The organism is Microbulbifer okhotskensis, from assembly GCF_023895975.1.
GTDB lineage: Bacteria > Pseudomonadota > Gammaproteobacteria > Pseudomonadales > Cellvibrionaceae > Microbulbifer > Microbulbifer okhotskensis.
Map to the genome: position 1 here is coordinate 69,673 of NZ_JALBWM010000007.1, position 18,328 is coordinate 88,000.

Below are 18,328 nucleotides of genomic sequence, written 5' to 3' on the forward strand. Positions count from 1 at the left end.
GATGCTATATCGAATGCGGCGCCTTCTGGCGTCGCTTTTCATTCGGGCTAATGTAGCGACCATCCTCATAGCACTGACTGTCTATGTACTCAGCTCCTATGGGTTTCTGAGAGCTGCCGGTGAAGCCGATATTGTCGCAGGTGAAAATTTCTTTTATTGGTTGGTAGTTACTGCTTCGACCGTAGGTTATGGAGATTTTTCTCCTGTAACTCCCCAGGGTAAAGTGATCGTCGCCGCTTGGGTTATCCCCGTTGGTCTCAGTTTGTTTGCAATGGTGATTACTAAAGCTGGCTTTGCGATTTCAGAATTTGTACATCGCGGTAAGAAGGGCTTGCGTATGACCAACCATATCGATCATACCGTTATCATTGGCTGGAACGGTACGAGAACGCTTCGCCTCATTGAGCTGCTGCTCTCTAAGACGAATGGAAGTGCGGCAGAGATTGTTCTCTGTGTTGAAGCTGACATTGAAAACCCGATGCCGGGTAAAATTGATTTTGTTCGGGTGGAATCATTTTCTCATACCGAGAGTATGCAGCGGGCTGGGCTTGCTAATGCGGCTCGAATTATCATTGATAATCCTCTTGATGATGTAACTCTTACCACGGCTTTATTTTGCGATAGGCTCAGCCCGAACAGCCATAAAACGGCTTATTTTCAGGACGAAAATGTCGGCGATCTATTGCGTGCTCACTGTCCAAATATCGAATGTATCCCATCAGTTGCCGTGGAAATGCTGGCAAAATCTTCGCTTGATCCTGGTTCGGCACGCCTGCATCGACAATTGCTCGATAGCACCTATGGGATGACACAGTACAGTGTTGAATACCGAGGTGAGGCGCCGCTTCCGGTGGGTGAGTTGTTCGATCACTTTAAGCGGGAACTTTCAGCCACTTTAATAGCGGTGCGCCGAAAGGGTGTAGTGAAAATTGATGTAAACCCCGGATTGACAGATCAGGTTTCCCAAGGTGATATGCTGTACTACATTTCTGCGAACCGGCTGGATGGAAAAGCTTGTTTCGATATCAAGAGTAACGAAGAAGGTGTTGGTACATGTTTACCAAACTGATAAATAAAATAAAGGGAAAGGATACTCCAGCAGTCAAAACGCCGGAAATCATGGGCCTAAGACTCGGAGCAAGTTTTGAACTGGATCCTTTGGCCATTCGCTTAATTCTGGATGAGTTGACCATAGAATCCTGTTCGCCTACTCAAATCATCAAGGCGGCCGGAGTCGTTGAGTTGGATGGTACCTGGATCTATCGCTTTTATACGGATGATGATGCCTGGCTGCAGGTCATTGCCGAAGGCGGACAGCGGGATGAGCACGTAGTCGATGTTAAGCTATTTCATTTCTACGATACTTTGGACATTGGCTCAGAACAGGCTTGGAAAAAACTGTTGGAGAGCGAAATGGGTACGTCTAGTTATCAATTACAGGATCGCTCATATAGCCGAGTCTGGACTGCAGCGGGGGATTATCACAACCCTGTACATATGGCAGAAAAAACATATGATGAAGAGGGTGATTACTCGCTAACAGATCAATTCACCATGCTTTTTGAGCGCGAGTTATCTGACCAACAAACGGAATCCCTTTTTCTTTCGGCTGAAGAAAAAGAAGAGGATGCAGGCTATTTGAGCCGCAGTCTGGTGATTAGTACCGGTATTACTTTGACCCCTTCACAATTGACAATACATGGATAATAAGGAGATTTTTAATGGACCAGCCTTATGATTTACTGACTGGTATCTTACATTTTTCGGCCTATTTTGGTCTGTCACTGGTATTTTTGATTGCGTTTAAATTCTTGTACGCCCTGGTGACTCCACACGATGAGTGGAAGTTGATCCGTGAAGATAAAAATGCAGCGGCAGCCATAGGTTTTGGCGGTGCGGTCTTGGGTTTTGCGATTGCCGTTGGCGGTGCAGCCAGTAACTCTGTATCCATTATTGATTTTGCGACTTGGGCTCTGGTTGCTCTGATTGCCCAGTTGATTGCCTTCGCTATTATTCGCTTTGGGTTTATGCCACGTATTGTTGAGCGTATTGAGGATGGGGAAATAAGCGCAGGTATTATGTTGGCCGCAACAACGATAGCTGTTGGTGTGCTGAATGCCGCTTGCATGAGCTACTAAATAGGGGTGGTCATGAAACGTAGCAAAAATATTGACCTGGCACGGATGCGCAAGAGAGTGGGGGCGAATTTCCTGTTACGCCCTCTAGCCCTTGGTGTGGCAGCAGCCTTGGTGGGTTGTTCCTCTGATGAGGAAGTGAAAGTTGTCTCTTCAGTCGATGATTGTGTGACGAAAACCCAGCTGGATAAGGCTCAGTGTGAGGCCGCGTATCAGCGCGCACTGGACGAGGCTGAGCGCACTGGGCCAAAGTATTCCCGTGCGGCTCAGTGTGAGGCAGAGTTTGGTTCTTGCCATCAGTCCAGCGGTGGCTTCTGGATGCCACTGATGACGGGCTTTATGGTTGCCTCCATGCTCAATGACAGAGACCGGGGCTATTACTCTTCGGGCTACAATCCGGTCTACCGCTATTCCGGCTCTCGCTACCGCGACAGATTGATGACTGCCGATGGTCAGGTAATCGGAAATTATGGCCGCTCCTCCTATAAGGTGGGCAAGAGTGCCATGGAGCCAAAACCCAAAGTGACGAAAACGGTTTCCCGCGGAGGATTTGGAGCGGTGGCTTCGGCTAAGTCCAATTGGGGCGGCGGTCGCTCCAGCAGCGGTAGTTCTCGCAGTTGGGGAGGTTGATCCAATTTGATGTACTGATGACGAGTCTCCAATTGGAAGGCTTAAGTTTGGCAATCTTGAATTAAGACTGCTGCCACTTTCCTCTGTAATAGTCGACAGCACAAAAATAGAGAGTGGCCGTCCAATGATGCTTGGGCTGCTCTCTTGCCTCCCACAGCCTCATTTAGATAGCCATCGGCATTTGCCACTGTATGTCAGTTACGGTCAATATGACGGTAATCCGTTATACAAAAAACTCAGTGCAGAAAACAGCTAATTATCAAAGAGAAAAGTTATATCTGACTGGGCTTGATGTTCAGTCTTAAAATGCGCTTGTTTGTTACGATACATCTCAGAATTATTCTGATTGATTCCGTGGTGATCGCTCAGAGATTGATGTTACTCAAGCTAGTCGCCCAGACATGTGGGTGTCAGATACAGTTAATAATAGCGAGTCAAGTGGTAGGGGAGACTGATCGATGTTGAGGTTGCCAATTAGTGAGCGCCCACACTGGCAAGAGCGGGCGCAGGAATTTGGGTTTCACTTCCATACGATGTATGGAAAACCCTATTGGGACGAGACCGCTTACTATCAGTTTTCTCTGGAGCAGATAGAAAAGCATATCGAAGAGCCTACCGAAGAAATTCACCAAATGTGCCTCGATGTTGTCGCCCGTGTCCTTGAGGATGAGGAATTGCTCAGGCGGTTTTGTATCCCAGAGAAGCACTGGGATTTTGTGCGAACTTCCTGGCGCAATGGCGACCCCTGCTTATATTCCCGGCTGGATTTTGCCTACTCCGGTCAGGGGCCGGCAAAGCTTTATGAGAACAATGCGGATACGCCCACGTCTTTATATGAAACTGGCTTTTGGCAGTGGCTGTGGTTGCAGGACAACGTAGACAGACGGGCACTGCCGTTACAAGCAGACCAATTCAATAGTCTGCAGGAGAAATTGGTCAATCGTTTTCACGACCTTCAATACCTGACCCCTGGGCGCGAATTACATTTTTCTTGCTGTAAAGATACCGAGGAAGATCGAGGTACCGTTCAGTACCTGCAGGATTGTGCATCAGAGGCTGGCATCAGCAATCATTTTATTTTTGTTGAAGATATCGGCCGTGATGCAACGGGCCAGTTTACAGATTTAAATGACCAGGTAATCACTTGGATGTTCAAACTGTACCCTTGGGAGTTTATGTTGCAGGAAGAGTTTGGTGAGTTTCTGGGAAGCAACAATGTGCGATGGTTGGAGCCGCCGTGGAAGGCGATTCTGTCCAATAAAGCGCTGTTGCCGATGCTGTGGAAATTGTTTCCCGAGCACCCCAATTTGCTGCCTTCTTTTTTTGAGGATGAGCTGGATAAAGCGGCCGATTTTTCCGAGCTGGTAAAGAAGCCGATATTCTCGCGGGAAGGAGGCAACATCTCCGTTGTGCGCGGGACAGACTCCAAATTGCTATCTGATGGGCCTTATGGTCAGGAAGGTTTCATTTACCAAGCCATGCACCCACTGCCTCAGTTTGGCAAGAATTATACTCTGGTGGGTAGTTGGCTTGTTGACGACCTGGCGGCGGGGATATCGATTCGTGAAGATTCTAACTTGATCACACAAGACATGAGCCGCTATCTTCCGCATGTGATTCTATGATCCATCAAGTAAACCGGCAGGGACAGTTACTGCCGGTTTACTTTCTCTTACTATCACTTTATTTTTTACGCATTGCTTAAAAATTGTAGTGCAGGCGTAATTCAAAGAAATTCACTCCTGAATTTTCAGAGCAAGTACCTGCATTCGAGTAGTGCATTGCGTAAGTAGTTACTCCCCAGCGACGTTCACTGCCGAAGTCAGATCCTAATCCGATACGATCCTCGAATTGAAAATGGCAGCCCAAAGTGGTGTGGTTTGTCTTTCTACTCACAATATTGGATTCGGTGATATAGCTAGCTCCCACAGAAAATTCAAAATACGGAAAAATGGGCACTTCCCATTGTGGCAAATACTCAAGTCGCCATACTGGGCTCAGCGACATCCCATGAACCAGATCTTCTCCACGTTTGGACACGCTGGGATCTCCATCGTCCAAGCTGGATCTCCACTCGAAGTAACTGGTTTCCAGGCGCGTCTTGACTGTCCACTTCTCAGTCAGGCTCCACTGCCAGGGTAAGTCTTTCGATATTGCTAGACGGTATTGAGTGAGTTCATTGCGACGATTGGAGAATCCCGGGCCGGCGCCAACAATGGCAGCCCAGCGTTTGTCTGGGTTTTTTGCCGGCTCGGCTGATGCAAAGCCAGGTAGCAATAGTGAAGTGAAAACCAGTGGCAGGCTGACCCTGCGAGCGATCCAGTACAACATCATCCCTGATCCTACCTTTCCTACTACAAGTTGCGACTACAAGAAAATGATTGGTAAGGGAAAAACTAAAAATCATCTGGGTTGTTTTTTTAGTGTAGACAGAGACCGGCGGAAATAGGTCTGTTGGGGTGGGCAGGGAGAGGAAGTCAGGATTGAACTTATGCGCTTTCAATTGATGATGGGCATCGAGAGTCTGTATTGAGACGCCTTTTTCTTGCTGGATAATAGCTGTCACGACAGTGGGGGAAAACAAGTGACAGCAGTGGTGATCAAGGCTGATCTTTGGTTTCTGTTTACTCATTGAAAGCAAGCGTACAGGGGCGAGAAATATTTCCTACTATATGAGAGATGCTTTTCTCATATGGAAAATTGAGCGACGAAAACTGGATTAGGATGGCAGGTTAATCTTTCCACTGGCAATCATTTCTTCAATTTTTTTAGTGAGGCGTTCAAAGGTGAATGGCTTTTGAATGCAGTCGAGTACTCCTTCGGCAATAACTTCTTGCACCTTGCTGTCAACGCTGTAACCAGTCGATAGTATTGCTTTAACGTTAGGGTTTATGCGTTTTAAGAAAGCGAAGAGCTCCTGACCATCCATGCCGGGCATTATCATGTCTAGTAGAACCAAATCCACTTGGTCACTATATTTCCGATAATAGGATATGGCTTGCTCGGCGGTGGCGAAGGCCACCACACTGTGCCCATTCATTTCGAATAATGCCTTGGAGTAGGTGCGGACTATCGCCTCATCGTCCACCACCATAATGCGCAATCTGCGCTCTTTGGCCAGCTTCTTGGCCTGGTATGTTTGCTTTATTATCGGTGCTTTGGAAATGGGCAGGTACAGTTTAAAACAACTGCCTTCTCCTTCCCAGCTATTACATTGAATCGCACCTTTGTGCAAGTGTATTGTTCCATGTACCGCAGCCAGTCCCAGCCCGGCTCCGCGCCCGCTTTCCTTGGTTGTGAAAAAGGGTTCAAAGATACGAAGTCGAATCTCGTCGGACATGCCACTGCCGTTGTCGGTAATCGTGATTAATAGGTAGTGCCCAGCTGGAATTTCAAAATCTGCAATTGAGATGGGCTTATCGATGGAGACATTAGTGGTACCAAAGGTTAGTGAGCCACCTGAAGGCATTGCATCTTTAGCATTGATCCCAATATTCAGAAGTGCACTTTTCAGCTGTGCGGGATCGCCCATAATATGGGGTCGGTTTGCTTTTAGCTGTTGATCTATTTCAATTCTGCGGTCAATAGTACGAGCCAGCATGGCGCAGACATCGCGAATAATTTCGTGGGTGTTGCAAGCTTTTAGTTGATATTTGCCTTTTCGGGCAAAGGTCAGAAGTTGCTTGGTCAGCTCGGAGGCGTGGCGGGCGGTAGTGAGAATATGATTGGTATATTCATTAATGCGTATGTCCGTGGATATCTGTTGGATAACCTCGGCATAGCCGCTAATACCGTGAATCATATTGTTGAAATCATGCGCTATACCGCCTGCCAGTTCACCGATGGCTTGCATTTTTTGTGCTTGTCGCAGCTCCTCTTCCAATAGGCGTTGCTTGGTGATATCGGACCCGATACTGAGAATGCCTGTGGGATTTCCTTTTTCATCGGAAGTTATTTTGTTAGTCCAGGCGATCCATACCCTTTTTCCGCACTTGGTAATATTTTCATTAATGTTGTAGCGGTGTTCCTGCGGGAATTGGCAGATATGCTCCATCAGCTGTCGAAGGTCTCGACCGCTCGTTTCGCTGGCGGGTACAATTGTGCCGATTAAATGCCTGCCTACCACTTCAGCTTCGCAATAGCCAAATAATTGTTGGGCGTATTCATTAAAGGAGGTGATATGCCCGTGCTGATCGCAGCGCATGATGATTGAGTTGGCATGCTCTACCAACTCCCGGTAGCGCTCCTCGCTCTTTCTTAGGGCTTCATAGACCTGGCTTGAACCTCGATCCGATGCGGAAACAATGGCTGGTGAGGAGGGAAAAATGGGTAAATTGTTTTCCTTAATCACCTATATCTCCTCCTGAGTGGCGCTTGTCTGATTTTTCGCCAGAAATTCCACCATGAAGATATGAAAAAGTATATAGGCAAGCGTATATATTTTGACCGTGTAGACATTCTTTGATGACTGGCGGTTCTTTTTAATCCTGACTGTCACCGGTGGGTTGTCGATGACAGGGGGTAAATGGTGACGGCAAGTGATGGCCACGGACGGCAAGTCGTCTGATCCCTTGCCAGCCGTTTGTGACAATTTGGTGGGTGGCGATCGTGTTTCAAACTGGTAGCATGCACCGCCATAATCAAAACCATTGGATGATTTACTATGCAGCTGCATTCCCGGTTCTTCGGGCGCAGTATCGCGGTTCTGCTCAGTACCTCGATATTGTTGTCCGCCTGCGGTGAGAAGCGTGTTGACAGTGAGCAAAGATCCCTGGATTTCGCTCGCCTGGATGCTTTTCCTTCCACTTATTCTTTGACCCAGTCACGTCCGGTGCTAATTCAGGGCGCAACACTACTGACTGGCACTGGTGAGCAGAGGGAAAGTGCCGATTTGTTGTTGGAAAATGGCAAGATCAAGGAGATCGGCAAGGATCTCAAAGCGCCGGCAGATGCACTCGTTATTGATGGCAAGGGCAAGTGGGTAACACCAGGCATTATCGATGTGCACTCTCACCTGGGGGATTACCCGGCCCCTGAAATTGAGTCCACTCAGGACGGCAACGAAATGACTTCGCCGAACACAGCAGAAGTATGGTCTGAGCACTCGGTCTGGACCCAGGATCCCCAGTTTCCGTTGGCACTTGCTGGCGGTGTAACCACGCTGCAAATATTACCTGGTTCTGCGAACCTCTTTGGCGGGCGCAGTGTTACTTTGAAAAATGTTCCCGGCCGCAGCGTCCAGGACATGAAGTTCCCCGGTGCCCCCTATGGCTTAAAGATGGCCTGTGGTGAAAACCCCAAGCGGGTTTATGGCGGTAAGGGCAATGCACCATCCACGCGTATGGGTAATGTAGCGGGTTATCGCAGCGCTTGGATTCAGGCCAGCAAGTACAAGCAGGAATGGGAAGAGTACGTCGAGAACGGAGGTGATGAGCCTGAGCGAGATCTGCAGATGGAGACATTGGCGGGTGTACTTAACGGCGATATTCTCGTGCATAACCACTGCTACCGCGGCGAAGAAATGGCGGTGATGATGGATATAGCCGATGAATTTGACTTCCAGATTTCCACCTTCCACCACGCCGTTGAAGCCTACAAAGTGGCCGATCTGCTCGCCGAAAACAATGTCTGTGCGGCGATGTGGGCCGACTGGTGGGGCTTTAAGCATGAAGCCTTTGATATGACCGAGGCCAACATCGCTATTGTTGATCAGGCAAAGGCCTGTGCAATGATCCATTCAGACTCCGGTGTTAGTGCTCAGCACTTGAACGAAGAGGTGGCCAAGGCAATGACAGCAGGGCGTCGTGCAGGATTTGATATTCAGCCAAAAGATGCCGTTGTCTGGATGAGTTTAAATCCAGCAAAAGCGCTGGGTATTGCCGATCAAACAGGCAGCCTGGAAAAGGGCAAGATGGCCGACGTGGTAGTTTGGTCTGGCAATCCTTTCAGCGTTTACACCCATGCGGACCAAGTGTTTATTGATGGTGAATTGATGTTTGATCGTGCTGATAAAAATCGTCAGCCACGCAGTGACTTTGAGCTGGGTATTCTTGAGGCAGAGGGAGAGCGACTGTGAAAAAAATAGCTGTATATTGTACGCTGGCCCTTGGTCTGATGGCGGCAGCGGGTCAGGCAAATACCGTCCTGATTAAGGGAGGCAAGGTGCATACTCTGGCGGGGCAGGGCAGTCTGGATTCCGCCGATGTGCTGATTGTCGACGGCAAGGTTCAGCAGGTAGCTGCCTCTCTGGATGTGTCAGCAGACCAGGTCATTAATGCTCAGGGTAAAGTTGTGACTCCCGGCGTGATAGCGCCAATTTCCGAGTTGGGATTGGTGGAGATTAGTGCGGCCAGCGCCACCAACGATCATATGGTTACCGGAGATAGCATAGGCAGCGCCTTCAATCCTGTACCGGCTTACAACCCCAAATCCACACTGATCCCGTTTAATCGCGCGGGTGGTGTGACCAGTGCAGTGGTATTCCCCGGTATCAGTACCTGGGATAGCGGGGCTGTGGAGGCGCAGCGAGTATTTGCCGGGCGCAGTTTTGCGATCAAACTGAGTGGCAAGTTTGATAGCTTTGAAGCAAAAGATGTTGCGCAAAAAGCTTATCTGGGTGAGCCCGGCAGTCAGTTGGCTGGTGGTAGCCGCGCCAATGCTTATGCCAAAGTTGAAAACGCCCTGCGAGAGGCACAAGAATACCGTGACAATCGCGCGGCTATTCGCCGGGGTCAGTGGCGGGATATGGATTACCGTTTGGCAGATTTGGAAGCGTTGCAGTCAGTAATCAAAGGGCAGGAGCCATTGATGGTAACCGCCGATCGTGCCAGCGATATTCTCTCAGTGATTGAGCTTGGCAAGGCATTCAGGGTAAAGCTCGTTATTCTTGGGGCTGCAGAGGGGTGGATGGTTGCAGATACGCTGGCACAGGCTCGGGTGCCGGTGGTGATTGATGCAATTAACAATGTTCCGGGCTCCTTCTCAAGCTTGGGCGCACGCCTTGATAATGCCGCTCTCTTGACCAAGGCTGGTGTCAAGGTAGCGATCAGTGGTCCCGGCTATGCGTCTACCCACAATGTTTACCTCTCCCGTCAGTCTGCCGGAAATGCTGTTGCCAACGGTTTGCCTTATGAGGAAGCATTAAAGTCGATTAGCAGTAATGTTGCGGAGATCTTCAGCTTGTCGGGCGGCACCCTGGAGCCGGGGGCAGTTGCAGATATTGTTGTTTGGAGTGGTGATCCACTAGAGGTCACCAGTTACCCGGAACAGGTACTGATAGATGGGGAGAGGCAGTCCCTGACCACACGCTCAACGCGCTTGCGAGATAGACATCTCAAACCCACAAAGGGGCATGATTTCGGTTACAAACGCTAGATTGAAAAAGCGGGCCAAATGCCCGCTTTTTTTAGCTCGATAAGTTGAGGTGAAAGGTCCAGCCGATTGCGCAGGAATTGTGTAGCGGGGGCTTTGCTTTGCAGGATATATTCCCCAGCCAAATCGATAAGAACAAGGAATAGATATGGCCAATATAACGGCACTTTACACTGGGCTTTGTGCACTTCTTATTATTTATCTCGCTGCCAGAGTGGTTCAATTCCGCCGTACAAAGCGAGTTGGTATTGGAACGGGAAACGATCGTTTCAATGAAATCCGTGTGCGAGTACACGCTAACGCTGTCGAGTACACGCCGATTGCATTACTGCTACTGCTGGCTGCAGAGCTGGGTGGGCTTTCTGCCATATGGTTGCATACTTTTGGGGTTCTGTTTGTTGTGTCCCGGGCGCTACATGCCTACGGACTTACAGCGGGAAAAGGCGGAACACATATGGGGCGCTTCTGGGGTACATTGATCAGCTGGGTGGTGATACTGGTTTTGGCTGTGATCAATATTGTTAAGGCAGTTATCGCTCTTTGAGCGGGTCAAAATAAAAAAGCCCGGCGTAGCCGGGCAGAGTACAGGGATGAATCTGCGTACAAGGGTGAATTTTTTATCGGGGTGGAACTAGGCGCGCTTATTGATTGGCGACAAGAGGTGTGACACGATCATCATCACCTTCTTGCCCGTTGCTCTCATCGTCTTCGAGCAGTGCTTCCGGTTTTCCTTTACAGGCTTTGGCCAGAGCTTCGCGACGCTTGGCCAGTAACAGACCGATTTCCTCACCCACCTGCTCATCAATGCCGTCGATGTGGCGCTCAATTAGCGAGGTGATATTGGCGGCGAGCTCCAGCATCTTGTCGTGTTCTTCAGCGTCTTTTTTGTTGTCGAACATTGCTCCGTCTCTATCACATTTCCAAACAGCTACTACGGCCATCGTATGCCTCCCAATCGTCTATTAGACTGTCCAAATCTTTTGTATGGCCGTACAGTAACTGTATAAATATTCAGTGTCAACGATGGAGAAGTGAATAGAGGAGATGCGACCAGCGGACTTAGGCGTGCGATGGTTTGTCCGCCATAGAGCGTGAACACTGTCATAATATGGCTACAGCCAGTCGCATTCCCCCCGGGGCAATTGGTTGTTTTTACATTATTTTACAGGCCCGCTTGCGGGCCTGTTTTTTAGTGGGAGAGAATCAGGGAATATCAGGGTCACCTTCAGTGGGAGGGTAAGTCACTTCTGATGCATACAAGGGCGCCTAGCACGGCTCCCCCAAGCTAGATGGTGAGGACGAGCTTAGCAGCCAGCCCAATTAACAGAACACCAAATATCTGCTGGATACGGTGGCCAATATGTTTGCTGATCAACCGGCGTCTGCGGCTGGCATGTACTGCGAGCACCACAAGGCAATACCATAAAGTATCTACACCAGAGACCATGGCGGCCATGCCCAATTTGGTTGTCAGCGCCTGTTGCTCAGAGACAAACTGACTGAAAAGAGCGGTAAAGAAAAGCGCGATTTTGGGGTTGAAGAAGGCGACTCCAAAGCCCTGGACGATAGAGCGCCTTACGCTCTGGTGAGGAGGTTGTACATCAGGGCCGCTAGAGCCGGGCGAGGGTGCCCTCAGAGCTTTCCAGCCCAAGTAGATAAGCATTGCGGCCCCGGCCCACTGCAAAATACTAAAAATTGTCGGTGAGCTGGTAATCAATACCGCTAGACCGAATGCGGTAAGAATGGCATACGCCGCCACTCCCGCTCCGTGCGCAATGGCGCTGGCGAGACCCTGTTGCAGGCCTGAAGAAGCGCTGCGCAATACGATAAGAAGACTGGGTCCCGGAGACATGGCACCGAGGGCACAAATTCCCGCGAGAGATAACCAACTAAGTAAATCCATTATTTAAAGCCGCCCCCTTGTGCGAGCCATTCTGTTTCTGCTGGAGTGGATATTCGACCCAAAGCCGCATTGCGGTGAGGGAAACGCCCAAATTGCGTGATGATATCTTGGTGGGCAAGGGCATATCGATAATGTGTTTGAAGATAGGGTGCGGCAATTTTGTCTTCTGTGAAGGTTTGCTGCAACAGTTGAAAGTAATCTACCGAGCGCTGCTGCGTCTCGGCTAGCTCACTGTGCTCCAAAGGCATACCCAAGAAAACTTGCTGGTACAGGCCCAGGTGGGCGGTAGCTCCGCGCTGAATAACCGCCTCAGTGATCTTCAGTGCCTTTGCGTCACCGGCGAATGCCAGGCCGGTACCTCGGTTAATATTCCTGGATAGTTGGTCACAAAGTATCAGCAGCGCAAGCTCACCTTCCAGTGTCAGGTGCCAGTGGCCCAGCTCGCCCTGGATTGCTGATGTGGTTATTGTACCGAAATGATCTGCAACATAGGAATCCACCTCAGGGGTGGCCGCAAACCATAAATCCCGGCATTGCCTGGGGGGTTGGTGTTTAAGGTCTGCGCTACCGAACCAAAAAGCCAGGATGTCTTTGGGGGTTGTCATATCGAAGGCGTATTCCAGTTTATTGGTGGTGATTGAGCCGGTATTCCATAGATGTTCTCCTGTATAGGAAAGGTATTCCAGAACTGGCGCAAAAATATTTTCTGGCTGCATCTAGCCGGGCTTCCAGTCTCGTCATAGTGGCGTACAAGGGAAAACTGGGAGATCACAATGTTTAGTCTGAGGTCATCTAAAAAGGTACAATTTTGTGCCGCTCTATCATTGATAGTTGCGGCCCTGCACACGGGACAGGTTGCAGCGGCTGGAGTGGGAATCTCCTCTGGGAAGATTCGCCGAGAGCTCACGCAAAAGATTGATCAGCAAATGCTGCAAAAGCTCAGTGAGTGTATCGATAAAAGCGGAGAGGTTGACGAAGGGATACCTTACCCGGTGCGTATAGCCGAGGACAAGGTACAGAGCGGTGGAGCGGCCAACCCCTATACCAAGGGCCGTTTGACTGTGATGTAGTCAATTGTCACCAGCCCCCGACGGTAACAACACTGATAACTAGAACGATTAGAGAATCTGTAATGAGAGCGAGAAAACCACATTCTTTCCAAGCGGCCATCCGTTGTTGGATTGCCATTATGGCATCTTGCATTGCTCTGGGTAGCTGGGCACAGGAGGGTAGTGAGGTAATACCTGAGCCTCCACCAGCCCCGGAGATCGAAGCCTCTGACTTCAGCCCCGAGAAGCGCGTGCGTATTATGCGTGAAGACGGTGTCCTCACTATTAAAACCCAAGGTGAGAACGGCGAGCGCAGCGAGGTACAGGTTGATCTGGGCGGGGAGTTTGGAGGTCCGCTAAGTCAAAAGATTATTGAGCGGCTTAAAGACAAAGGCATCCTGGATATCGATGGCCAGGTGACCGGTGAAACCCTCAATAGCGTACCCGATAACGTCAGGATAGGCCTCTCAGCAGATCGCGACCATGCAAGTCAGCGCTGGGCTCATCGACACGCATCACACGAAGGCGATGATGATTCATGGCTAATTCCTGTGGTGGCGCTGTTCTGTGTATTTGGGATGCCGGTATTGATTGTATGGTTGGTGACACGCAGTAGTTACCGCAAAAAGCAACTGGTGATGAATAACATCAATCGAATGGTTGCGGATGGTAGAGACGTCCCTCCTGAGCTTATAGACCTGCTTGAGGAAAGGGAGCCTGTCAATTCCAGTGATCGCGGCATCACCTTGATCGCAATAGGTGCAGCAGTATTCCTCTCTCTCTCAGCGCTGGCTGGAATAGGGGTGGGCAGTCTCGGATTGATCCCTCTGTTTATCGGTGTGGCTCGCTATGTGAACTGGAAGCTAGATAACAAGCAGGCGTAGGAACACCGAGTATGGACCTCAATGACGAGGAATTAATCAGGCGGGCCGTCAAGGACGGGGACCAGCGGGCTTATGCCCAGCTGGTTCGTCGCTATCAATCACAGCTGCGATTCTCGCTCTGTCAGCTGTGCGATGGTGACCAGGGCCTGGCAGACGATATGGCACAGGAGGCTTTTATCAAGGCCTACAAGGCGTTGCCGGCATTTAGGGGAGATGCCCGTTTCAGCACTTGGCTGTACCGTATCGCCTATAATCTCGTTATGAGTCACAAGCGTAAGAATACGCCCGATGTGGACCAGGAAGCGGTGGACAGGGCTCAGGCGAATGAGAGTATCGAAGAGTCCCGGCAGCTGGGTATGGCCCGCGATCTGAATTCGGCCATGGAGTCCCTGAGCGATGCCCAGCGTCAGGCAATTCACCTGTGTATGCATCGGGGTTTTTCTCATGAGGAGGCGGCCGGCATTATGAAATTGCCGCTTGGTACGGTAAAATCCCATGTCAACCGCGCTCGGGCCAAGCTGCGGAGTTTGCTTCAGCCCTGGCGTGAGGAGGTGGTAAATGGTTAATTTTGAGCAGCGCAACACTAAGGGTTATACCTTGAGTGAAATGGCTTTAGAGGGCAATGACCAGGAGTTCGATGCCTGGTTGGGCGAACAACTGCAGTTCAATGAGCCCCATTTGGATAATGACGGTTTTTGTGATCGGGTGATGGCGGCCTTGCCTGCGGCGCCCAATCGTACAAAGCGCCGCGCCAGCCGTTATCAGTACATTGCTGTAGCGGCGGCCTTGGGAGTAGTCGCCTGGCAATTCCCATTTGCCGAGATACTCACTGAGGTTGCCAAGCAATCTATCAGCTTGTACAGCCTGGTGGGCGTTGGACTTGCCTCCTCCCTAGTGGTGATGACCGGGGGCATTTTTGCCGCTCGCCGTTGAGCGCGTTCTTACCCCATATCCAGCACACACTCCCTAAATATCCCAGGGGGTGGGTGCTCAATCCTCCCTTAAAAACAAACTGGCTTACTTGCTAAGTACCCGGTACCCAGTGATACCTGAGGATTGAAGAGCATCCTCAAAACTTCTTTCCTGTATTTCCCTTTATCGGCCATGTGTAAGCCTTAAAGTTGCCACATCTTGCGATTCGCAAGGTGTGATGACTGGTTGGCAGCGATAGGTGTTTTCATTGATGAAGTCAGGCGATTCTCTTTCAGGGTGACGCTAGGTTCCGTAGCACCCCGTTATTTTCAAACGCCACTGGTATTGCCCTAATAAAGCGAATCAAAACACCTGTGTGAGCCAGGTTGCTGGGCGTTACCGACTTGGATTCACTCCTCGGATATTTTTACTCGCAGCGTCAATTCAGATTGCTGGAGAGGGCCTATGTCTATGAGATGTACAAGCGCTATTGGCCGTTGCTGGTTACTCCTCTCCAGCTTCCTGCTCATGCTTGGCACGTTCGGCTTTGGATACATATCGCGGCTTACTCTTGGGGTTGAGCTTGTCGTTAATCTTCTTGGCTTTCTTTTTCAGGATCTGGTTGACTTTTTTCTTGCGGTTCATTACTTACTCGATGGGATTGAGGGTATAGACGACTGGTATGGTTCACCGCTATAGCAAGCGGACTGCGAACATTCTAGCGTCATCGGCGCAGCTAACCAACGAGGTGGGATCTTGTGCTACATTGCTCGCCGTATTTCCTTCGCCCCACAGTGAGCCCATGCAATGAAACCCTGGATCGAACTCGGTACTGCCCATATTCCCAACAATGGAGGCACACTTAAGCTACGCCAACGCGACCAGGAGTTCTCCATCACCTTGTCCGGGGTTCGTGGCGAGTTAATGAGCAGCCGCGCCTTTAACAGTGAGCAGCAGTTGGCATTGCAAGGTTGCGCCCACCTAAACAAGCGCAAGAGCGCCCGCGTCGTTGTCGGCGGTATGGGCATGGGCTATACGTTGGCCGCCGCCCTCGAGGTACTGCCGTCCTGCGCTGAAGTCATCGTCGCCGACCTGATCCCCGAGGTGGTCGAGTGGAATCGTGGCGCATTGGGGGACTGCGCTGGCCGGCCACTGGACGATAGCCGCTGTGTTGTTCATATCGGCGATGTAGGCGATTTGCTGGTGAAGCCTGAGTGCAGTTATGACGCCGTACTACTGGATGTCGACAATGGTCCCGAAGGGCTGACCCACAGCGATAACAGCTGGCTTTATTCCATCGATGGGACCAGCTGTATCTACAGCAGCCTAACTCCTGGCGGTATCCTGGCGGTGTGGTCCGCAGGGCCCGATAACATGTATGTTAATCGACTGAGGAAGGCAGGATTTCAGGTTGAAGTAGCGACGGTGCGTGAACGTCCAGGCAAAGGTGCACGTCATACTATATTTTTGGCAAAGAAATCGGCCAGGTAAGGGACCTGACAATTAGATGGCCCTACTTGGCTTGGGCCGCTGGATTGGGCTTAATGGGTAGGAGCAGATTTATAGCTTCACTATTTTGCCGACTTTAATGCCCGCAGCTTTATTACAGAGAAATCAGTTCCTACGGTAAATTCAACGTTTCTGTGGGGAGGGGCTGGATCGAGCATGTTGAGAGCGTTGTGTTTAATTTCCTCGTTACCATTGAGTGGCCACGAGAAAAGCCACAGAGCTAAAAGGCAAATATGGATATTAAATGCCACTCACCAGTATGAGGATATATAAAATATCTATTGCTGCAAGGGCGGAAAAATAAGTTTCAGTGCTGAATTTATAGGTTAATCAGCAGTAATCTGGGGGTGACCGTACCGTTTGATTTGTTAAGTTTTCCTTCTAATCCATAAACGGGCAGGGCTTCTTTAGAGTCATTTCAAAATGATGAGGTTTGCAATATACGCTGTGTTTGACAGTGCCTCTTGGGCACAATTCACTTTTGCAATGTATACTCTCCCTTTCGAGACCAAGCTGGTCATAAAAATCTCGATCCAGATTTCCTTGTTGTTCCTTTGACGAGTTGGGTTTGAATCCTGGATGCGGCAAAAAGGCATCGTGGTCGTAGTAGTAAATAAGTGACTCTAGCAATAAATCATCTGTAAATTCATATTTCAGCCTTTTGGCGAATGAAGCGATGTCTTCAATAGTGCCAGAGTCCAGGATAGAGATGAGGCCTTTTTTCTGTGCAATTAATGGTTCATCGTCCTCATCTACTTCATTGTCCTCCAATGCATCAATGTCTATAAATAAGCTAGGAGTGTCCAGATTCCATTTTCTATCCTTTGGTAGATATAGCCATCCTTCTTCAAGGTGCTCACTTGCACGTTTTAATATATTGATTAATGGCTCCATAGATATTCTGAATCTCAAATTTTTAGTGGCGGTTTTCGGGGTACAGCGCTGCATGGCTGGCCAAGCCGGTTTTAAGAGCCAAAAGAACCGCCTCCATATGGCAGGACCCTCTTGTAGTTATTGGTCCAGCTTTGTAAGGCAGAAATAAAGCGTATTGTATTGCCATTCTTGCACTAGCTGTTGAAATCTCATGTCGTCTCTCTAGCTCAGGGTTGGCCTTTGCCCTTTTAGCCAACCTTTAGGCCTCCCTGGCCCACCTCTATTTCGTAAGTTGTAAATTTGCCTCCAAGAATATCACTCTGATAGACCTTCTTGGCTATCTTTTTCAAGAAATTGTATTCGGGTCGGGTATTGAGGAGGTGTATATGGATTATGGTGTGACCTAATTCTTTGGCCCAACTCATCATTTCAAAAAAAACTGGCCTTCCCAACCCCCAATAGATGTCTTCAATGACAATGGCAATTTCATAATTCTGTCCCTCGAGCTGAATGCCACACCATCCGGCCAGCTGCTTGTCAATTGTAATAGCTCTAACCCTGCAGCCATGACGGAAATCGGTATCAACCTTACTATTTATCCACTCGGCTATGCTCTCAGGGTTGAATGGCGCATGATCAACTAAATGCTGTCTTGTTGTCTTTTTATTTAATAAAGATAAAAGTTTTTTAGGCTCTATTTCATTGAGTTTTCGGTATTCTAAATGGCGCATATAACTGTCGACGTTAAAGTTGTGATGTTGGTATCTTAGCTATTTATAGGCGAGAGAGTGATGATTTGTTAATGTGAAAGAATACAGCAGGTTCTTAGCGAAAGTATAATATTTTTAACGTTTTGCAATATAATTGATCGATGTGAGGGCTGCCAAGGTGATTCAATGTAAAGTTTTGTTTTCTCTTGCTTAAGCTAGGCGTGAATGGGTGGAAGTTACCATGATAGAGTTATAACCGAATCTGGTGTTTGAGGGTTTGAAAGAAAGTAGCGTATCTGGTTGATTTGTTGTTGCCAAACAAAGCCAACCAGGAATACGCCGCTATGGACAA

The 18,328-nt window shown here is 49.3% G+C and carries 22 protein-coding genes; 13 read left to right on the forward strand and 9 right to left on the reverse strand.

The genetic code is table 11. The features are described 5' to 3' along the window. Window position 1 precedes the first annotated feature (1 nt). From MO867_RS03120 to MO867_RS03140, 5 genes are all read left to right on the forward strand, one after another. Window positions 2-1,069 (forward strand): potassium channel family protein, encoded by a 1,068-nt coding sequence (locus tag MO867_RS03120; RefSeq protein ID WP_252464557.1) that lies wholly within the window; start codon window positions 2-4, stop codon window positions 1,067-1,069. Further along, the gene (locus tag MO867_RS03125) at window positions 1,054-1,707 is read left to right on the forward strand and encodes a YjfK family protein (RefSeq protein WP_252464521.1); all 654 of its coding nucleotides are present in this window, start codon (window positions 1,054-1,056) and stop codon (window positions 1,705-1,707) included. Before MO867_RS03120 ends, MO867_RS03125 begins: the two co-directional genes overlap by 16 nt. A 14-nt stretch (window positions 1,708-1,721) precedes the next feature. After that, complete coding sequence (locus MO867_RS03130) at window positions 1,722-2,138, forward strand: DUF350 domain-containing protein (RefSeq protein ID WP_252464523.1); 417 nt, start codon at window positions 1,722-1,724, stop codon at window positions 2,136-2,138. 12 nt (window positions 2,139-2,150) lie between these two features. Continuing rightward, window positions 2,151-2,765: a DUF1190 domain-containing protein gene (locus MO867_RS03135; protein WP_252464525.1), complete on the forward strand. Its 615-nt coding sequence runs from the start codon at window positions 2,151-2,153 to the stop codon at window positions 2,763-2,765. 458 nt (window positions 2,766-3,223) lie between these two features. After that, window positions 3,224-4,390 carry a glutathionylspermidine synthase family protein gene (locus MO867_RS03140; RefSeq protein WP_252464527.1) on the forward strand — a complete coding sequence of 389 codons (1,167 nt, stop codon included), beginning with the start codon at window positions 3,224-3,226 and terminating at the stop codon, window positions 4,388-4,390. A 76-nt stretch (window positions 4,391-4,466) separates the two neighbouring features. On the opposite strand, the gene MO867_RS03145 is transcribed toward MO867_RS03140, so the two are convergent. The 3 genes from MO867_RS03145 to MO867_RS03155 form a co-directional block, all read right to left on the reverse strand. Beyond that, the gene (locus tag MO867_RS03145) at window positions 4,467-5,099 is read right to left on the reverse strand and encodes an acyloxyacyl hydrolase (protein ID WP_252464528.1); all 633 of its coding nucleotides are present in this window, start codon (window positions 5,097-5,099) and stop codon (window positions 4,467-4,469) included. Window positions 5,100-5,484: 385 nt separating this feature from the next. After that, window positions 5,485-7,116, reverse strand: a complete 1,632-nt coding sequence (locus MO867_RS03150; RefSeq protein ID WP_252464530.1) for a hybrid sensor histidine kinase/response regulator — start codon at window positions 7,114-7,116, stop codon at window positions 5,485-5,487. Further along, window positions 7,117-7,440, reverse strand: a complete 324-nt coding sequence (locus MO867_RS03155) for a hypothetical protein (protein WP_252464531.1) — start codon at window positions 7,438-7,440, stop codon at window positions 7,117-7,119. On the opposite strand from MO867_RS03155, the gene MO867_RS03160 reads away from it, so the two are divergent. The 3 genes from MO867_RS03160 to MO867_RS03170 all read left to right on the forward strand — a co-directional run bounded on the left by MO867_RS03160 (window position 7,429) and on the right by MO867_RS03170 (window position 10,680). After that, the gene (locus MO867_RS03160) at window positions 7,429-8,841 is read left to right on the forward strand and encodes an amidohydrolase (protein ID WP_252464532.1); all 1,413 of its coding nucleotides are present in this window, start codon (window positions 7,429-7,431) and stop codon (window positions 8,839-8,841) included. The two genes, MO867_RS03155 and MO867_RS03160, sit on opposite strands and share 12 nt — an antisense overlap. Next, window positions 8,838-10,139, forward strand: coding sequence for an amidohydrolase family protein (locus MO867_RS03165; RefSeq protein ID WP_252464534.1), 1,302 nt, complete (start codon window positions 8,838-8,840; stop codon window positions 10,137-10,139). Before MO867_RS03160 ends, MO867_RS03165 begins: the two co-directional genes overlap by 4 nt. 145 nt (window positions 10,140-10,284) lie before the next feature. Further along, window positions 10,285-10,680 (forward strand): MAPEG family protein, encoded by a 396-nt coding sequence (locus tag MO867_RS03170; protein ID WP_252464536.1) that lies wholly within the window; start codon window positions 10,285-10,287, stop codon window positions 10,678-10,680. A 97-nt stretch (window positions 10,681-10,777) separates the two neighbouring features. On the opposite strand, the gene MO867_RS03175 is transcribed toward MO867_RS03170, so the two are convergent. The 3 genes from MO867_RS03175 to MO867_RS03185 all read right to left on the reverse strand — a co-directional run bounded on the left by MO867_RS03175 (window position 10,778) and on the right by MO867_RS03185 (window position 12,755). Next, window positions 10,778-11,077: a YebG family protein gene (locus tag MO867_RS03175; RefSeq protein ID WP_252464538.1), complete on the reverse strand. Its 300-nt coding sequence runs from the start codon at window positions 11,075-11,077 to the stop codon at window positions 10,778-10,780. Between the two features lie 344 nt (window positions 11,078-11,421). Continuing rightward, window positions 11,422-12,039, reverse strand: a complete 618-nt coding sequence (locus tag MO867_RS03180) for a LysE family translocator (RefSeq protein ID WP_252464539.1) — start codon at window positions 12,037-12,039, stop codon at window positions 11,422-11,424. After that, the gene (locus MO867_RS03185) at window positions 12,039-12,755 is read right to left on the reverse strand and encodes a DUF924 family protein (protein ID WP_252464540.1); all 717 of its coding nucleotides are present in this window, start codon (window positions 12,753-12,755) and stop codon (window positions 12,039-12,041) included. The genes MO867_RS03180 and MO867_RS03185 overlap by 1 nt, the downstream gene beginning before the upstream one ends. A 57-nt stretch (window positions 12,756-12,812) precedes the next feature. Between MO867_RS03185 and MO867_RS03190 the strand changes: the two genes are divergently transcribed. The 4 genes from MO867_RS03190 to MO867_RS03205 all read left to right on the forward strand — a co-directional run bounded on the left by MO867_RS03190 (window position 12,813) and on the right by MO867_RS03205 (window position 14,905). Then, window positions 12,813-13,109: a hypothetical protein gene (locus MO867_RS03190; protein ID WP_252464542.1), complete on the forward strand. Its 297-nt coding sequence runs from the start codon at window positions 12,813-12,815 to the stop codon at window positions 13,107-13,109. 119 nt (window positions 13,110-13,228) lie between these two features. After that, window positions 13,229-13,972: a DUF6249 domain-containing protein gene (locus tag MO867_RS03195; protein ID WP_252464543.1), complete on the forward strand. Its 744-nt coding sequence runs from the start codon at window positions 13,229-13,231 to the stop codon at window positions 13,970-13,972. Window positions 13,973-13,983: 11 nt separating this feature from the next. Then, window positions 13,984-14,538, forward strand: a complete 555-nt coding sequence (locus MO867_RS03200) for a sigma-70 family RNA polymerase sigma factor (RefSeq protein ID WP_252464545.1) — start codon at window positions 13,984-13,986, stop codon at window positions 14,536-14,538. Then, complete coding sequence (locus tag MO867_RS03205; RefSeq protein WP_252464546.1) at window positions 14,531-14,905, forward strand: hypothetical protein; 375 nt, start codon at window positions 14,531-14,533, stop codon at window positions 14,903-14,905. The genes MO867_RS03200 and MO867_RS03205 overlap by 8 nt, the downstream gene beginning before the upstream one ends. Before the next feature lie 483 nt (window positions 14,906-15,388). Here the strand turns inward: MO867_RS03205 and MO867_RS03210 are convergent, their stop codons facing one another. Next, window positions 15,389-15,529 (reverse strand): DUF2986 domain-containing protein, encoded by a 141-nt coding sequence (locus MO867_RS03210; protein ID WP_252464547.1) that lies wholly within the window; start codon window positions 15,527-15,529, stop codon window positions 15,389-15,391. 162 nt (window positions 15,530-15,691) lie between these two features. Between MO867_RS03210 and MO867_RS03215 the strand changes: the two genes are divergently transcribed. Then, on the forward strand, window positions 15,692-16,375 hold the full coding sequence (locus MO867_RS03215) for a spermine/spermidine synthase domain-containing protein (RefSeq protein ID WP_252464549.1): 684 nt from the start codon (window positions 15,692-15,694) through the stop codon (window positions 16,373-16,375). 399 nt (window positions 16,376-16,774) lie between these two features. On the opposite strand, the gene MO867_RS03220 is transcribed toward MO867_RS03215, so the two are convergent. Continuing rightward, window positions 16,775-17,287, reverse strand: a complete 513-nt coding sequence (locus MO867_RS03220) for a DUF7716 domain-containing protein (protein ID WP_252464551.1) — start codon at window positions 17,285-17,287, stop codon at window positions 16,775-16,777. A gap of 227 nt (window positions 17,288-17,514) precedes the next feature. Beyond that, on the reverse strand, window positions 17,515-17,997 hold the full coding sequence (locus MO867_RS03225; RefSeq protein ID WP_252464552.1) for an N-acetyltransferase: 483 nt from the start codon (window positions 17,995-17,997) through the stop codon (window positions 17,515-17,517). Window positions 17,998-18,328: the final 331 nt, after the last annotated feature.

What these genes read in the sequence shown, in the direction of transcription:
- MO867_RS03120 (WP_252464557.1), top strand. Translation starts at nt 2, where the DNA reads ATGCTATATCGAATGCGGCGCCTTCTGGCGTCGCTTTTCATTCGGGCT.
- MO867_RS03125 (WP_252464521.1), top strand. Translation starts at nt 1,054, where the DNA reads ATGTTTACCAAACTGATAAATAAAATAAAGGGAAAGGATACTCCAGCA.
- MO867_RS03130 (WP_252464523.1), top strand. Translation starts at nt 1,722, where the DNA reads ATGGACCAGCCTTATGATTTACTGACTGGTATCTTACATTTTTCGGCC.
- MO867_RS03135 (WP_252464525.1), top strand. Translation starts at nt 2,151, where the DNA reads ATGAAACGTAGCAAAAATATTGACCTGGCACGGATGCGCAAGAGAGTG.
- MO867_RS03140 (WP_252464527.1), top strand. Translation starts at nt 3,224, where the DNA reads ATGTTGAGGTTGCCAATTAGTGAGCGCCCACACTGGCAAGAGCGGGCG.
- MO867_RS03145 (WP_252464528.1), bottom strand. Translation starts at nt 5,099, where the DNA reads ATGATGTTGTACTGGATCGCTCGCAGGGTCAGCCTGCCACTGGTTTTC.
- MO867_RS03160 (WP_252464532.1), top strand. Translation starts at nt 7,429, where the DNA reads ATGCAGCTGCATTCCCGGTTCTTCGGGCGCAGTATCGCGGTTCTGCTC.
- MO867_RS03155 (WP_252464531.1), bottom strand. Translation starts at nt 7,440, where the DNA reads ATGCAGCTGCATAGTAAATCATCCAATGGTTTTGATTATGGCGGTGCA.
- MO867_RS03170 (WP_252464536.1), top strand. Translation starts at nt 10,285, where the DNA reads ATGGCCAATATAACGGCACTTTACACTGGGCTTTGTGCACTTCTTATT.
- MO867_RS03175 (WP_252464538.1), bottom strand. Translation starts at nt 11,077, where the DNA reads ATGGCCGTAGTAGCTGTTTGGAAATGTGATAGAGACGGAGCAATGTTC.
- MO867_RS03180 (WP_252464539.1), bottom strand. Translation starts at nt 12,039, where the DNA reads ATGGATTTACTTAGTTGGTTATCTCTCGCGGGAATTTGTGCCCTCGGT.
- MO867_RS03185 (WP_252464540.1), bottom strand. Translation starts at nt 12,755, where the DNA reads ATGCAGCCAGAAAATATTTTTGCGCCAGTTCTGGAATACCTTTCCTAT.
- MO867_RS03190 (WP_252464542.1), top strand. Translation starts at nt 12,813, where the DNA reads ATGTTTAGTCTGAGGTCATCTAAAAAGGTACAATTTTGTGCCGCTCTA.
- MO867_RS03195 (WP_252464543.1), top strand. Translation starts at nt 13,229, where the DNA reads ATGGCATCTTGCATTGCTCTGGGTAGCTGGGCACAGGAGGGTAGTGAG.
- MO867_RS03200 (WP_252464545.1), top strand. Translation starts at nt 13,984, where the DNA reads ATGGACCTCAATGACGAGGAATTAATCAGGCGGGCCGTCAAGGACGGG.
- MO867_RS03205 (WP_252464546.1), top strand. Translation starts at nt 14,531, where the DNA reads ATGGTTAATTTTGAGCAGCGCAACACTAAGGGTTATACCTTGAGTGAA.
- MO867_RS03210 (WP_252464547.1), bottom strand. Translation starts at nt 15,529, where the DNA reads ATGAACCGCAAGAAAAAAGTCAACCAGATCCTGAAAAAGAAAGCCAAG.
- MO867_RS03215 (WP_252464549.1), top strand. Translation starts at nt 15,692, where the DNA reads ATGAAACCCTGGATCGAACTCGGTACTGCCCATATTCCCAACAATGGA.
- MO867_RS03220 (WP_252464551.1), bottom strand. Translation starts at nt 17,287, where the DNA reads ATGGAGCCATTAATCAATATATTAAAACGTGCAAGTGAGCACCTTGAA.
- MO867_RS03225 (WP_252464552.1), bottom strand. Translation starts at nt 17,997, where the DNA reads ATGCGCCATTTAGAATACCGAAAACTCAATGAAATAGAGCCTAAAAAA.